Origin of the sequence: Bacteroides sp. D22 (genome assembly GCF_000163675.1) — a bacterium.
Classification (GTDB): Bacteria; Bacteroidota; Bacteroidia; order Bacteroidales; family Bacteroidaceae; genus Bacteroides; species Bacteroides xylanisolvens.
In genome coordinates, this window is sequence record NZ_GG774795.1 from 78,313 (window position 1) to 94,491 (window position 16,179).

At 44.2% G+C, this 16,179-nt stretch carries 10 protein-coding genes; 2 read left to right on the forward strand and 8 right to left on the reverse strand.

The window, feature by feature from the left end; translation table 11 throughout:
* Positions 1–11 precede the first annotated feature (11 nt).
* The 8 genes from HMPREF0106_RS23890 to HMPREF0106_RS23855 form a co-directional block, all read right to left on the reverse strand.
* Positions 12–1,127 carry an acyltransferase family protein gene (locus HMPREF0106_RS23890; RefSeq protein WP_008641250.1) on the reverse strand — a complete coding sequence of 372 codons (1,116 nt, stop codon included), beginning with the start codon at positions 1,125–1,127 and terminating at the stop codon, positions 12–14.
* 21 nt (positions 1,128–1,148) lie between these two features.
* Entirely contained in the window at positions 1,149–2,777 is a 1,629-nt protein-coding gene (locus HMPREF0106_RS23885; protein ID WP_004317287.1) for a beta-N-acetylhexosaminidase, read from the reverse strand.
* A 21-nt stretch (positions 2,778–2,798) separates the two neighbouring features.
* Positions 2,799–5,309, reverse strand: coding sequence for a family 20 glycosylhydrolase (locus HMPREF0106_RS23880; protein ID WP_009038714.1), 2,511 nt, complete (start codon positions 5,307–5,309; stop codon positions 2,799–2,801).
* Positions 5,310–5,347: 38 nt separating this feature from the next.
* Complete coding sequence (locus HMPREF0106_RS23875) at positions 5,348–6,730, reverse strand: DUF5016 domain-containing protein (RefSeq protein WP_009038715.1); 1,383 nt, start codon at positions 6,728–6,730, stop codon at positions 5,348–5,350.
* 33 nt (positions 6,731–6,763) lie between these two features.
* Positions 6,764–8,239, reverse strand: coding sequence for a RagB/SusD family nutrient uptake outer membrane protein (locus tag HMPREF0106_RS23870; protein ID WP_004317283.1), 1,476 nt, complete (start codon positions 8,237–8,239; stop codon positions 6,764–6,766).
* Positions 8,240–8,250: 11 nt separating this feature from the next.
* Positions 8,251–11,493, reverse strand: a complete 3,243-nt coding sequence (locus tag HMPREF0106_RS23865) for a TonB-dependent receptor (protein WP_008641231.1) — start codon at positions 11,491–11,493, stop codon at positions 8,251–8,253.
* Positions 11,494–11,721: 228 nt separating this feature from the next.
* Positions 11,722–12,717 (reverse strand): FecR family protein, encoded by a 996-nt coding sequence (locus tag HMPREF0106_RS23860; protein ID WP_004317279.1) that lies wholly within the window; start codon positions 12,715–12,717, stop codon positions 11,722–11,724.
* 97 nt (positions 12,718–12,814) lie between these two features.
* Positions 12,815–13,381: an RNA polymerase sigma factor gene (locus HMPREF0106_RS23855; RefSeq protein WP_008997775.1), complete on the reverse strand. Its 567-nt coding sequence runs from the start codon at positions 13,379–13,381 to the stop codon at positions 12,815–12,817.
* Positions 13,382–13,650: 269 nt separating this feature from the next.
* Here HMPREF0106_RS23855 and HMPREF0106_RS23850 point away from each other — a divergent pair, with 269 nt between their 5' ends.
* On the forward strand, positions 13,651–15,942 hold the full coding sequence (locus HMPREF0106_RS23850; protein ID WP_004317276.1) for an NADP-dependent malic enzyme: 2,292 nt from the start codon (positions 13,651–13,653) through the stop codon (positions 15,940–15,942).
* Positions 15,939–16,115 carry a hypothetical protein gene (locus HMPREF0106_RS26680; protein WP_004317275.1) on the forward strand — a complete coding sequence of 59 codons (177 nt, stop codon included), beginning with the start codon at positions 15,939–15,941 and terminating at the stop codon, positions 16,113–16,115. The genes HMPREF0106_RS23850 and HMPREF0106_RS26680 overlap by 4 nt, the downstream gene beginning before the upstream one ends.
* The last annotated feature ends 64 nt before the right edge of the window (positions 16,116–16,179 follow it).

Sequence of the window (16,179 nt, forward strand, 5' to 3'; positions counted from 1 at the left end):
GACCTGTCTTTTTATATCTTTATAAAGATCCGTTTTTTGTACAAGCCCCACACAATCAAATAATTGAATCCGATAAACAGAAGACCGTAAATCAGAGAGGCCAAATAAGCGTCGGGAAGAATAAGCAGGATGGAGGTATAAACCTTCCCTTGCAGACTAATTCCACTAACTGTGATAACCTCGAGTAGAGTAGCCAACACGCCGGCCACCACATAGATGAACAACGGATTCGTGCCAAAAACATGGAAAGGATACGCCCATTTCTGTTTTTTACGAATATCAATAAGCCAGGTGAGAAGCACAAGAAATAAAGAAGCAAAACCACAGGTTACCAAGACAAAAGTCGGACTCCATACTTTTTTATTCAACGGGCAACCGTAACTAAGCAACCATCCGGCAAATAAAAGAACAATACCAAGTATGGATATCTGTAACAACCGGTGATGAATTTCTGTCTTCTCCCGCAAGATATTTCCGCAGAAATAACCTATTATCACTTGCGCAATACACGGCAAGGTACTTAACAGCCCTTCCGGATCGAAAAAGATACGTCCGCCGTCCGGCAACCACTCCCGATACAGATGAGTTTCTCCGAATAATGTTCGGTCTGTAACGGCAATAATATTCTGCTCGGATAGTTCAAAGCCGTTCCCCAAAGCCAACAAGACAATATAGCCTATCAGAATAATCGCGGAGATCCATGCCAGATTTGCCGGACGCCGGACACTCATAATCAACAAGGAACCAAAAAAGTAAGCTAACGCCAGTCGTTGCAACACACCTAGAATACGTATCTGTGAGAAAGGCTGTTCCACCCCCGCACACACCAACGAAAACCAGGAAAGAAAAAGTCCCAACAAGAATAAAATCACTGTGCGCCGCACCAGTTTGGTGATAAAGCTACGGCTGAAGTGATGGTCGAACCTGGATAAGGCAAAGCTCATAGAAACACCCATGATAAACATAAAGAATGGGAAGACCAGGTCTGTCGGTGTCAGTCCGTTCCATTCTGCATGCCGCAAGGGCGCATAAACAGATTCCCACGTCCCGGGGTTGTTCACCAAAATCATTCCGACAATGGTGATTCCCCGAAGCACGTCTAATGAAAGTAAACGTTCTGATTTCATATCGTTCTGATGACACCGGGATTAAATAAATCCCGGTTTGGTGAAGTAAAATCCATTCTCATTCAACCATTTAACATGCCATTTCAGGCGATTGGTGAAATCAATCCAGTTGCGGTCACTTCCCCACGCCAATTCTGAAAAGGCCTGAAGAGAAGGGAAAACATGCTGACCGAACTTCCGCTCATTGGGAATCATTTCCGTCCAGACACAGGCTTGGAAGCCTAATACATTCTGCTTCACAATACTAGGAAACTGGGGTTCGAACTCGAAGTTATACAAAGAGCTTAATCCTTCGTCCGAAGGCGTTGCGCTCAAATAGAAACGAGACCACTCCATAAATACAATCGGATAACCTTTCTGGGTAATCTTTCCCGGCTGGTCGGGCAGCCAGTCACGCCAATAGGTATAGATCAGGTCTTGTGGATCTTTCTCAAGAAAAGCATCGTCCCATCCCATCACTTTCTTACCTTTACCCTTCACATAGTTCGTCATTATCTTCACAAAGCGGTTTTGCAATTCATCCACTTTCTGATAACCTTCCTGTTGCATCAACTGCTGACAGACTTCACACTGCTCCCAATTATCCTTTTCCACTTCGTCAGCTCCTATATGAAAATACTCCGAAGGGAAGATTTCAACCATTTCATCAATGATAGATTGCACAAACTGATAGTTTTCCGGCCGGGAAGGGCAAATAGGATAAGAAAATTCTTCTCCCCAACCAGCTTCTCCCGTACACGACAGTTCGGGATACACTTTGATAGCCGCTGAGAAATGCCCTGGCATATCTATTTCGGGGACAATATCAATACCTCTTTCCAATGCGTAACTCACCAAGCCTTTCATCTCTTCTTGTGTATAATGACCACCATATTGCGAACCATTTCTCACAAAACGAGGATCTATCTCGTAGTTATAATCTTGTTGGGAAAGCTCTACGCATCTCTTGTCATACTCGTCGAAGTCACGCCAGCTTCCCTCCTGCGTCAGTAAAGGATATTTTTTCACTTCGATGCGCCAGCCCTGATCGTCGGTCAAATGCAAGTGGAGCTTGTTTATCTTGTAGAAAGACAAACAGTCTATCACCTTTTTCAGATAGTCAACTGTAAACATGTGCCGTACCACATCGATATGGAATCCGCGCCAGTCGTATTTGGGAGCATCCTTTATATCTACCATCGGAAGATATTTCGAGTTTCCCGAAGTGAAGAAATTAGCTTGTTCGAGTGCTTGCCTCAACGTCTGGATTCCCCAAAGAAGTCCGGTTTCCGTCGAATAATAGATGCAGGCTCCCTCTTTGGTTACGGTCAGACGATAGGCTTCTTTGGCCAAATCAGATTCTTGTTTCACCCGGATAAAGGCATGATCGTTGGAAGCGTCACTCGCGGAAAGAGACAGTTTCTCTTCCAGCGTGGATTTCAACAGTTGTGACGTAGAAGCCGGAATATTCTGGCTAACAGTCACATTCTGCGGAAGAGTGACCACCGATTCTTTATAATCAACTCTTTCCGGCAAAGGCATTACCGACAGGCGGGTCGGTACCCGTTCCGGATACCCTCCATTATCATTGTCATTGCACGACAACGATGTGATCGCACCTATTCCCAACAGGAATAATATACCGCTTCTTTTTATCTTATCATAGTTCATAACTTGTCTACTTTTTGTGGATTAATTTACTTTGAGAGTGCTTGTCACACTCTCTTTGTTTAAATAAAACAGTTTAGCTTTCACAACCGAAGCATCACAGGCTATGGGAGCTTCCCAAAGCGCTGAATCAAGAGTTGGTTCCGCTCCATCGGTCGTATAGCGTATCTCCCCTCCCCGGATGGGGGTGTTGGCATAGAGCTTGCCTTCTTTGAGGCAAAGTCCGGGGTGAGGCAAACGGAAGTTAATGTTTCGGGACGCCCAATGGGGCATTTCCTTCTCACTCGCTTTCGAATAGAACAAAGCCAGCGCTTTGTTGAAAGCCTGCTGTTCTTTCTCTCCTGCCAGCATACTCCAAGCGGGAAAAGCATTCCACCCGCGTTCTACCAGTCCGAGGATTTTAGGAAAGGTATAATATTCCACCCACTTGAAATCACGGATCGTTTCTGCAAACAATTGCGCTTGTACTCCTTGGATACGCTCCTTGCCGGATGCGGTCAAAACTGTTTTTCCTCTTTCCGCAATACCTAAATCGACCGGATTGCCAGCCATATCAGTACGCGAAGAGCGATAGATGTGATATGGAAGCATGGAAAAGCCTTTAGATTCATCCACATATCCGGCCCACGAGAGCCCTCTTTCATCGGGGTGAGCATCATAGGCCAAATCCAGATAGAAGTTGTTCACGTTGCAGAGGATCACCGGATACCCTTTGTTGGCTACCTGATAAGGTATTTCGTCCGCTTCCCATTCGGGAACTGTATTCCAGCAATATACTCCTGCCGCAAGCCTGTTCAAATGGCGGTCGGTAGCCTCCGAATGTCCCAACGCTGCTTCCTGCCAGCCACTGAACTGCACATGATATTGTTGCAGATAGTCTGCCATCTTCGTGATGTAGTATTCGGACAGTTCATGTGCACTCGTCATTCCATGTTCATCCATAAACGCCCGGCAGACAGGCGAACCCATCCAAGCTCCATCAGGCACTTCATCGCCTCCCAAGTGAATGGTAGTCAAAGGTACCTCCGCTTCTTCATACATAGCCATCAGCTCACGAATCACTTTTTCCATAAACCGATACGTGGAGGGTAATGCCACATTCATCACGTTATCCGTATAAGACTGTGCGGAAACATAGCGGGAAGTATCTTGCGCGTCACTCAACAAATATTCGACGGCCTTTTCAGGATCGGTGTTTATATATTTATGATAACGTGCTTTCATGGACACTATTGCCGCCCGGGCGTGCCCCGGAGACTCTATTTCCGGGATTACACGTACATGTCTTTGAGCTGCATAACGCAATAAATCTATAAACTCTTCACGAGTATAATATCCGTTACCGGAGGTAGGCGCAGACGGATCATAGTTGCCATCGTAGCCCGGATACAAACATTCCATTTCATCCGTGGTGTGTCCCCGACGTGCACCAACCGAAGTCAGCTCTTCCAAATCGGGAATCTGAAGACGCCAGCCTTCATCATCCGAAAAGTGGAAATGCAGCACGTTCAGTTTATAAGAAGAGATAACGTCTATCAGCTTCTTCAATTGGTCTGCCGTCGTGAAGTTTCTGGCAATATCCAGCATTTGTCCGCGATACGGCAAGTCGGGATAGTCACGGATAGATACAGCTTCCAAACGGAACGGTTTCTCTTGTCCTTTCAAGAGAGAGAGCAAGGTTTGCGTGCCATTGAAAATGCCGTGTGACGTAGGAGCTGAAATATTTATCAGACTATTTCCTGTGTCCATCCGGTAGTATTCGTCATTCGCAGCCGTCTCCTGTTGCGGCAAATAATCCAGATGAACCGTTACCGGTGCTTCGGAAATGACTTCCAACCCATAGAGTGTTTCCAACTTTTCTTTCAACAATCCTGCTTCGTTGGCAAAATCGGGATGAAAAGTCAGTTTCACCTTATTTTCTATGGTAACGTTTTCTTTATCGACAGCCGGAAACGCTTCCTTTACTGACGGGAAAATATCAGTTTGCTGCAACTTGGCAGTAGTCTCTAACGCCAAGTTTGAAGCATATATCTTATCAGGTGCGGGATACCAGTCTTCCGCCTCCATTCCTTGTAGCGGCTGTATGGTCAGTTCGACAGGCAAGGGAGTACCTTGCTTGCCGCCTGCCTGACTCACCCAGTAAGTACCTTCGGGAGCATGTGACAGTTTCTTCAGTCCGTTGGTACAACAGAACGTCACAATCAGCGAATCTCCCGGTACCAATGGCTGGAAGTTTTCCGCCGGATACATCCGGAAGAAGTTCGCATTTACGACCTCTACCTTGACCGATGCAGATTCGTCTTGAAGAATCTCACGAGGCAACTGCGAATAATAGATGATCCAGTCCTTTCCCAAAGGAACATCTGATATATTCTTCAGGATAAATGAGTTCTCATAGTAGCCGGGCTGCACTTCGGCAGCTCCCATCTCCCAAGTCAATGACACGGGGGCTTTCGCCCCGTCAGCCGATTTACAGCCGGTCATGAACAGCAGGAGACACAGGCTTCCCCCTATCATATATAGTATATTTCTCATAGGCTTTCCTATTTTTCTATATATCACTCTTTCAGACATTAATCACTCAATCGTTCGATGTGCAATGTTTCTTTGCCTACTCCCTGCGAAGTATCGAAAGTCAGACGGTAATAGCCAGGTACGAAGCCGTCGCCACTCGTTATTCCATTGGAAGCCGATAGTTCAATTCCATCCGTATCACCGGACAACGAACCTGCTTGCAACTCCATACCTTTATCTTTATTCCATTGCAAATCGCTGTAAATTTCGATTTCGAAAGACTCCCATTCATGAGTGTTACTCAAATACACGGTAGTTTGATATTTTTGTTCACCAATCGGCACAATATATCCCAACTGTGATATATCTTCCAAATTCCAGCCTCCGCTATTGTAAGCCTCGTTCCAGACAGGAGCACAAGTGAATCCGTGTCCTACCAACCAGAAACAAGTAGGTGCGGTATCACTCATCCGTGCAACCCAAATATAATTGAATTTAGAAGAATAGTATATTTCCCAAGTTCCCGATTTGCGCAGGAAGGTAAACTTACCATTGTCCGGATTATAACTAAAGAAGTCGCGGTTGTAAGCATGTTCCACATCTTCAAATCCACTCATTTCAAATTCTTCACCTTGAGTAAAACTAATCTGGGCACGGAACAATCCTTCACTGGCTATCAACTCGGTTTCTTTAATTTTCAGGTTCTTCTGGAAACCGACGACACCCAGTTTAAAAGTCATCACGTCGAAAGTGATCTGTTCAACAAACCAATCCCGGTAATCAAAGGCAAAGCTGGGTCCCGACGCTTCAATAAGAACCGCTGTATTACTCTTTTCAGCAGCTCCCCAAATCAATTCCGCATCGTCCAATGATTCCGTAGTGGAGATTTTTCCGGTTAGCTCCATCGGATAGCCCTCTTCCGAGCCGGAAACTTCCGTTAGATACAGATAAGGATTCTCTGCGCTCCGGGTCATTTCTACCACCTCACCATTATAGTGAAGATAGAGCACTTCCGGAATCTGTGGACGAACGATATGGAAATCAAACGTTTGAGTGACTTCACTACCTTCCACATTGATGGCAGTCAATACTACTTTAGCCTCCTGATTCTCTTCCAAGTCAGCCTCAAACGGGATATAAATTCCTTTCTCAACAATCGACACATCAGTGCCTTTCGTACGAATCGACTGCGAACTTACCAAGGTTTCACCCACCATCAATTTCACTTCCAGCGTAGACAAAGGAGTCTCCGGATCGTGAATCTTTACAGAGAAATAAAGAGAATCGGCAGCAGGAGTCTGATCGGTAGTCGAGAATTGTAGTCCTGATAGTTCAGGACATGAATATGGATACTTCACCCGACCATCTTCTTCGCTACATGAAGCCAGCCAGCAAACGGTTAGCCCCAGCAACCATAAAAACAGATTATTGTGTTTCATCATTTTTTCTTTTAAAATTTTACGTTCCTCTTTTCATTAATAACCTTCATTTTGAGTCAGATTGGTATTTTTATCTTTCTCTCCTTGAGGAATCGGCCACAACTGCCGGAAAGCCTGCAAACCTGCAAACAGCAATCTGCCATCTTTGTCTTTATGTTTCTGCATCACTTCCAGCAAACGGTTATTACGTACCAGGTCAAACCAACGCTGACCTTCCATATACAACTCCAATTGACGTTCATTCTCTACCGCCAAGCGGCCCCTAGCCTGTCCCATATTCTCATCCAGAGAAGAGGGAGCAAAGCCCGCACGTTCTCTAATGCCGTTCACGATTCGAATCGCTTCCGGAGTGCGGTCTAACTCTACCAGTGCTTCGGCTTTCAACAGGAGTATATCCGCCAATCGCATCAGAATAATGTTGGAAGTCTTCTCGCGAATTTTATAAGACAACGGATAACTGTCCGCCGGCCAATAGGTGTCATAAGGAACCGATTTCCAAAGGATACTGGATGCATAACGGGTATCTTTCTCCTTGTCGAATTTAGCAACCAAGTCATGAGTAGGCGTACAATAACGTCTCCAGGTCACCGAACCGTCGTCTTCTTTCAGCAACACCCAATAAGCCCAGTTGGGAGCATCAGAGGTGTAATAGACTTCAAAGATACTTTCGGAAGAGAATTTCTTGTCAGGTTGCCACAACTCATCAAAGTTGCCGACCAGCGTATAACCCTCTGCTATCACTTTGTCGCAAGCTTCAACCACTTTGGCATAGTCGCGTGTTGATTTCTCTCCTCTGGTTGCCAACACCTTGGCACGCAAAGCATAAGCGGCGCCTTTGGTGGCCTGGAAAACTCCTTTATTTTTGCTTACCAGGTAACGAATGGTATTTTCTTCGTTCAGATCATCCAGTATCTGGTCGTAGATTTTATCTGCGACAGAACGTTCAGGATACATCACCGGATACCATTTATCCAGATTCTCGGCTGTAATGGTCGGAATCAAATCCAACACCATCGGAGCGTCTCCCCATAAACGGACGATATCGAAATAGGCCCATGCCCGCAAGAATTTTGCTTCTGCGATGACCCGATTACGCTCTTCTGCTACGGTAGAGGCAGGATCCATCATTTTCGTATTTTCAATCACACTGGTTGCAGTGCCAGCCATTGAATAATACTGTGACCAGACCAATTCTACCTTATAATTGGTAGAAGTCAGCTTCAACAAATCAAATTCTTGTTCGGCCACGCCGTCTCCACCAATATAGCAATTATCGGATTGTACATCTCCAATGGTGTAATTTTCCGACTGGAATATATCTGCCTTAAAGCTTTCATACGCACCTTGCAACTCGGCTTGCGCATCTGCCAGACTTCCGTATTTAGACTCCTGATCTTCCGTTCCGGTACCCTCCTGCATAAAATCCGATTGCGGTTTCTCATCCAGAAAATTACTGCATGAAACGACTAAGACGCAGAGTACGACATAAGCTAACTTTATTATGTTTTTCATTTTCGCACCTATTAAAATTCAACATTCAAACCAAAAATTACCGCCCTCGATTGAGGATAAGTACCATAGTCCACTCCTTGGGCAACGGAGTCGCCGCCAAAAGCATTTACTTCAGGATCGTATCCCTTGTATTTTGTCAACGTGAAAAGATTCTGTCCGGTGACGTAAGCCTGCAATCTGGACAGATGTATTTTATTCAACCATTTCTTAGGGAAATTATAGGACAAAGTGACTGTTTTCAAGCGCAAATAAGATCCGTCTTCTACAAAACGGGAGGAGTTGTGATTGTTCTCTGTATTACCAACGCGGGGGACATTGGTAATCATACCCGGTCGTTTCCAACGATCCAATACACGAACCGACTGGTTTCTAAAGTCGGTCATACCTTCCATATCGATGCGTGACGCATTAAAAATTTTATTGCCCTGACTTCCCTGCAAGAAAACAGACAGGTCGAAGCCGGCATACGAGAATGTATTCGTCATACCATATATGAACTTAGGCTGGGCATTTCCCAAGGTAGTGCGATCTTCCGGATCGATAAAGCCGTTACCATTCAGGTCACGATAGATGATATTTCCAGTTTCCGGATCGACGCCTTCTGATATATATCCAAAGAATGTTCCCAATGGAAGACCTTCTTTCAGGATGACAGCTTTCTCCTTGGATTCATACATTTCAGCATAATAATAGACTTTATTCAAGCCGAGCTTCGTCAACTTATTCCGGTTGAAAGAGATATTGAAATCGGTATTCCACTGGAAGTTGCCTTTCAAATTCTGGGAAGAGACAGTGAACTCCATACCTTTATTCACCATTTCACCATCGTTTCTTGTCACACTGCTTGGCACTACATTCTCCGGCAGGCTGACTGTCAGTAGTAAGTCGGTTGTTTTTTTGTAGTAAGCGTCCACCGAGAAGGATAAACGGGAATCAAACATTGTCAGGTCGAGACCCAGATTCCACTGGCTTGTTTTTTCCCAAGTCAGTTCTTTATTGGCTGCCGAACCGGGTCTGATGGCAAGTCCTGGATATAAGTTACCTTCTGAAACCGGCAGTTTACTAGCACTCATGGAAGCCATGTAAGCGTAGTTTCCAAAACCGCCCTGGTTACCGTTCATACCCCATCCGGCACGTAGCTTCAAATCGGTTACGATGTCTTGCAAAGGTTGCATAAACTTTTCGCTTGAAATTCTCCAACCTGCCGAAACAGAAGGAAAAGTACCCCAACGGTGTCCCGGAGCAAAACGGGAAGAACCATCGGCACGGAAGTTGACCGTCAGCAAATAACGGCTGTCATAATTGTACGCTATACGACCTAAAAAAGAGGCCAGCGTCCATGCGGAGGCGGAAGAACCACAAGCGTCTTTATCCAACTGATTGGCGGCACTGATGGAATGAATATCGGGATAAGACTCTGCCAGATCGAAACCAGCCATCCAGGATGCGTTATATTGTGCACGCTGTTGGGTGGCTCCTCCCAAGATGGAAAGGTTATGTTTGTTGAAGGAACAATCATAGGTTAGCAAATTCTCAAACAGCCATTCGAAGTTTCGTGAGAAACTCTCTTCCACACGTCCTTTTGTACCGCGTCCGTCCGAAGTTGAAATCGGGTCCAGATAATAATCCCAGTGTTCATTAGTCAGTTCAATGCCAAAAGTTGTTTTGAATTTCAGACCTTTGTATATATCAACCGTAAAGCCGAGCGAACCATTAATATGATCTGTATTCGTGTTGCTGTCCGCAGCATTGGCAGCCAGCGGATTCAGAATACGTGCACCATAAGCCTGTTCGTCGTATTCGTTCGGATCATACGGGTTCCACTTCTGCATAAACGGAGGAGTATTCACTACGGACAAGATGGAACCGGCACGCAAAGAACTGCGGCTTTCGTTCACCCATTGTCCTCCTGTATGCGAATACGCAAAGTTGAGTGCCATCTTTAACCATTTTGTCTGCTCACTATCCAAATTCGCACGGAAATTATACCGGTTGAAATGTGCTTTCTCCACAATACCTTGTTCATCGGAATAACCTCCGGATACAAAATATTGTAATTTCTCGGTTCCATTTGCCACGGATAATTGATAGTTCTGATTAACACCCGTACCGAAGAATAAATCAGTCCAGTCCACATAGCGTGTTTCATTTTCAGGAATATTGGGAGCAACATCCGAAACTGCTTTCAAGTCTTTCATCAAGTCTTTATATTGCTCTGTATTCAAGGCGTCTATCTTCTTCCCTAATTTAGAAAAACCCACATAAGCACTCATTTTCACCTGCGGTGCACCGATCTTTCCCCTCTTGGTCGTAATCAACACCACTCCGTTTGCCGCACGTGCTCCATAAATAGCTGCTGATGAAGCATCTTTCAGGATTTGCATACTTTCAATATCGTTCGGACTGATATTCGAAATATCATCCGACGGCAAACCATCTACCACATACAACGGCTCATTGGATGCCTGCACGGAAGTAGCACCTCTCACCCGGATGGTCACCCCGGAACCCGGCATACCCGATGGCTGCACAACTTGAATACCGGCTGCTTTTCCCTGAATGGCTTGTGCGGCTGTCATGATCGGACGTTCTTCAATATCTGCCGTAGAAACCACAGATACTGCCGTCGTAATATCTTTCCGTTTCATAGAACCGTATCCCACCACGACAACTTCTTCCAGCACTTGCGAATCTTCGCTCAAAGACACATTATAGATGTTCTGTTTATTGACCGTATGAGACTGGGAAACGTAACCGATATAGGAGAAACTGATTTTTGCCCCTATGGGAGCTTCCAAAGAGAAACGTCCGTCGATGTCAGTAGCGGTCCCAATATTCTCTCCTTCCACTCTCACGGTAACACCAATCAAAGGTTCCCCCCTCCGATCGGCTACAACACCGGTTATTGTTTTCTTATCTCCTTTCTGGGAGGCGTTTTGTTCGGTTTTCAGGGTAAGCACTACTTGCTTGCCCGATTCTATCTTATAACTAATAGGTGACCCTTTGAAAACTTTTTCTAAAACCGAATCGATACTTTCATTGTCCACTTTCAATGAAATCTTTTGATCCAATCCGGGAAGCTTATCCGTATAAAAGAAGCTGTAATCAGCCTTCTTCTCAATTACTCGTATCGTCTGGCGTATTGTCTGATTCTTTACAGAGAAAGTGATCTGCGCACTTACCTCTTGAGACACAAACAACAAGATACAACAGAACATAACAAGCCTTAATATGATATGTAATTGTTTTCTCATTAGTAATTAGCTTTAAATTCTTTAAAATATAAGTCTGAAAATCAGACTTTTTATTATCTTTGTGAAATCGTGATGCAAAAAGGATTCCCTTTCCCTTATCCGCATAAGGAAAAATTTCTTTTTTACTATCATGTATAAACCGTATTTAATTTCAGGGTGGAATTATGCTGCTACATAATTCTACCCTCTTTGTTTTATTATGAGGTGTCTTCCATAAATCGTCCTTTTTTAGTTAATACTACTTCCTATTTTCACCGTATCTCCTTCTAACTTATAAGTCAAAGGATAAGTAAGGCTTATAATGTAAAATACATTATGCAAACTGCTGTTCCGGATGGTTCCGGAAAACGGCACATTCTTCAGCTTCTCCGAGTCAAACACGACTTTCACCCCGTACATCCGCTCCAACGTGGTCGCGATCTCTGCCAAAGACGCTGAATTAAAAATCAACATATTGTTCCGCCAAAAGTCGATTTCACGCAGATCCGAGATGGGCGATTTAGTAAATGTCTGCTTATTCTTATGATACTCTACCTTTTCTCCGGGTTTCAACAATGTGGTATTCGTTTTATTAGAAACCCTGACACTTCCTTCCGCCAGCAGTGTCGTGACGGAAAGATCGTCGCCATATCCCTTCACATCAAAGGTTGTTCCCAACGCTTCTATCTCCAAATCATTGCAACAGACGATAAAGCGCTTGTCTTTGTTCTTTGCCACCTCAAAATAGGCTTCTCCGTCTAAATAAATCTTTCGGTCGGATTTGTTATACTCCGCATCATAAGAAAGATGAGTAGCCGAATTCAACCAGACTTTCGTTCCATCAGGTAAAGTCAGGTTCGCTTTCTGCCCGTAATCTACTGCAACCATGAAAGGATCCTGCGATACCTTATTTATATGTCCTACTCCGAAATAAGTGGCCAGCCCCAAACAAACCGGTAATAATATAGTGGCCGCCACCTTATATATAATAGGTTGCCAACGCCGCTTCTTCGGATACAGAATTTTGGGTTCATCCAAATTCCGCTGCAGATGATTCCACATTTCTTCTTCCACTGTCTTATCTATTTCGACAGCTGCTTCTTTCCACATCTGCTCGCAAAGCGAATTAAACTCATCACGAATCCCCGGTTTGCGAATCCATTCAATGAGTATCCTTCTTTCTTCAGAAGAGGCCTCCTTCTTGAAGAATTTTTCCAATAGTACTATGTAATCGTGTTGCTCCATAATTTTCCTGTTCTATATATACTAGCCTTGAGAGACAGAAAAGGACTACAAGAAAATAAAGACAAGTTAGATATTAACTTTTATTAAACATTAAGCATTAAATATGGTGTAGGAAGAGAGAAACAGAAAAGGCAATCGTCCCCAGTTTGTCACGCAGGAAATCCAAAGAACGATGTACCTGTGTAGCAACAGTCTTTTCGGATATATCCAACTGTTCAGCTATCTCACGATAGTTCAGCCCGGATTTCCAGTAGAGCATAAAAACTTCCCGACGGGCAGGAGGCAGTTCTTCCAAAAGTTTCAGGATATATTCTTCTAAAAATAAATAATCCAACTCTTCATCTATCTCTACGGATTCGTCAGCCGATTCATTGGATAGTTTATCCACATAATTTTGAAGCAGGAGTTCGCGCCTTACGTAATGGTATACCATATTTTGGGATATCTTAAAAAGATAACCGTCAAAATTACCTTCCAAATCAATATTGAGCCGTTTCTCCCAGATTTGGAGAAAGATATCCTGTGTAATATCCTTTGCCACCCCGGCATCGCCTATCATAGAAAGGACAAAACTGTAAATGCGAGCATTGTATGCACGATACAACGCTTCAAAAGCATTTTTATTTCCTTCCTTCAATAATTGAAGTTGTTGGGTGGTAATCATCATCAAATAAGGTTAAATCATATATGGACTCAAAAATAACGAAATAACTAAAGCCGACAACCAAAGCGCTTGTTAAAATTTCAATAAATCAATATCTAAGCTTTTAAAAAAGAATAGGATATAAATGCATATCCTATGTATCTCATATCATAAATTCAGCCATTTTGCTATAAAATTAATAGAAATTACCAATCAACAGCAACAATTTCTAACTTTTATTCCTACATTTGCAGCCAATTGATAACTTATTAACAAATTACATATATACCATGGCTAAAATAACGAAAGAAGCCGCTTTGCTCTATCACTCCCAGGGCAAACCCGGCAAGATTGAGGTAGTGCCTACCAAACCTTATAGTACACAAACCGACTTATCACTCGCATATTCCCCCGGTGTAGCAGAACCTTGTCTCGAAATTGAGAAGAACCCGCAGGATGCATACAAGTATACAGCTAAAGGAAATCTTGTAGCTGTTATTTCTAACGGTACAGCCGTACTCGGACTGGGCGATATAGGCGCATTAAGCGGCAAACCTGTAATGGAAGGTAAAGGGCTGCTTTTCAAAATCTATGCCGGTATCGACGTTTTCGACATCGAAGTAGACGAGAAAGATCCGGAGAAATTCATTGCGGCAGTGAAAGCAATCGCTCCTACCTTTGGAGGTATCAATCTGGAAGACATCAAGGCGCCCGAATGTTTTGAAATCGAACGTCGCCTGAAAGAAGAATTAGACATTCCTGTAATGCACGACGACCAGCACGGTACTGCTATTATCTCCAGCGCCGGTTTGGTAAATGCCTTGCAGGTGGCAGGAAAGAAAATCGAGGATGTGAAAATCGTCGTGAACGGTGCCGGTGCATCCGCAGTATCTTGTACTAAATTATATGTATCTTTGGGCGCTCGCCTCGAAAATATTGTCATGCTGGATAGTAAAGGCGTTATCAGCAAGACACGTACCGATCTGAACGAGCAGAAAAGATATTTTGCAACCGACCGCACAGATATCCATACACTGGAAGAAGCAATCAAGGGCGCGGATGTATTCCTCGGTCTGTCAAAAGGAAATGTGTTGAGTCAAGATATGGTACGCAGCATGGCTCCGATGCCCATCGTATTCGCATTGGCCAACCCGACACCGGAAATCTCTTACGAAGATGCCATGGCAGCACGTCCTGACGTACTGATGGCTACCGGACGTTCCGACTATCCGAACCAGATTAATAATGTAATCGGTTTCCCATATATCTTCCGCGGTGCTTTGGACACTCAAGCTAAAGCAATCAACGAAGAAATGAAAATTGCGGCCGTACACGCCATTGCCAACCTGGCAAAACAGCCGGTGCCTGATGTAGTCAACGCAGCCTACCACGTAAACAACCTTTCTTTCGGTGCGGAATACTTTATCCCGAAACCGGTAGATCCACGCCTCATCACCGAAGTTTCCTGCGCAGTGGCAAAAGCTGCTATGGAAAGCGGAGTGGCTCGCACAGAAATCAAAGACTGGGACGCTTACTGTGTTCACCTGCGCGAATTGATGGGCTACGAATCCAAACTGACCCGCCAACTGTATGATACTGCCCGCCGCTCACCGCAACGTGTCGTATTTGCCGAAGGTATCCACCCGAATATGCTGAAAGCTGCCGTTGAAGCAAAAGCCGAAGGTATCTGTCATCCTATCTTATTAGGAAACGACGAAGCTATCGGAAAACTGGCAGAAGAAATGGAGCTTAGTCTGGAAGGTATTGAAATCGTCAATCTTCGTCACCCGGACGAATCAGACCGTCGCGAGCGTTACTCCCGCATCCTTGCAGAAAAACGTGCACGCGAAGGATTTACCTACGAAGAAGCCAACGACAAGATGTTCGAACGCAACTACTTCGGTATGATGATGGTGGAAACAGGAGATGCAGACGCATTCATCACCGGACTTTATACAAGATATAGCAATACGATCAAAGTGGCAAAAGAAGTGATCGGCATCCAACCGGGCTTCAAACACTTCGGTACCATGCATATCCTGAACTCCAAGAAAGGTACTTACTTCCTGGCAGACACATTGATTAACCGTCATCCCGATACGGAAACATTGATTGATATCGCCAAACTGTCCGACAAAACAGTTCGTTTCTTCAATCACACACCGGTTATCTCTATGTTGTCATACTCTAACTTCGGCGCTGACACCGCAGGTAGCCCAGTGAAAGTGCACGAAGCAGTTGCTCACATGCAGGAAGAATATCCGGAATTGGCTATCGACGGTGAAATGCAGGTAAATTTTGCCATGAACCGCGAATTGCGTGATACCAAATATCCGTTTACCCGCCTGAAAGGTAAAGACGTAAATACATTGATTTTCCCGAATCTAAGTTCAGCAAACGCCGGTTACAAACTGTTGCAGGCAATGGACCCGGATACAGAATTCATCGGCCCTATCCAGATGGGATTGAACAAACCTATCCACTTCACCGATTTCGAAAGTTCTGTCCGTGACATTGTGAATATCACAGCCGTAGCCGTGATCGATGCCATTGTTGACAAAAAGAAAAGAGGAGTTAAATGAAGCGTCCGTTATCCAAATCACAAATAGTTTGTATCAGCCTGCTTTGGTTGGCGCTTTGCTATTTAGTTCTGACGAAAGCCGAACGAATTGACGGGATGACGATAGTAATGCTTGTCATTTCGGCAGCATTAGTATTTATTCCTGTTTATAAGTCGATCAAAAAGAACAAATAAATATCTTTTTTCCTATTTTTAATGCGATAAAATATCAATTTTGATGTTTTATCGCATTTTTCTT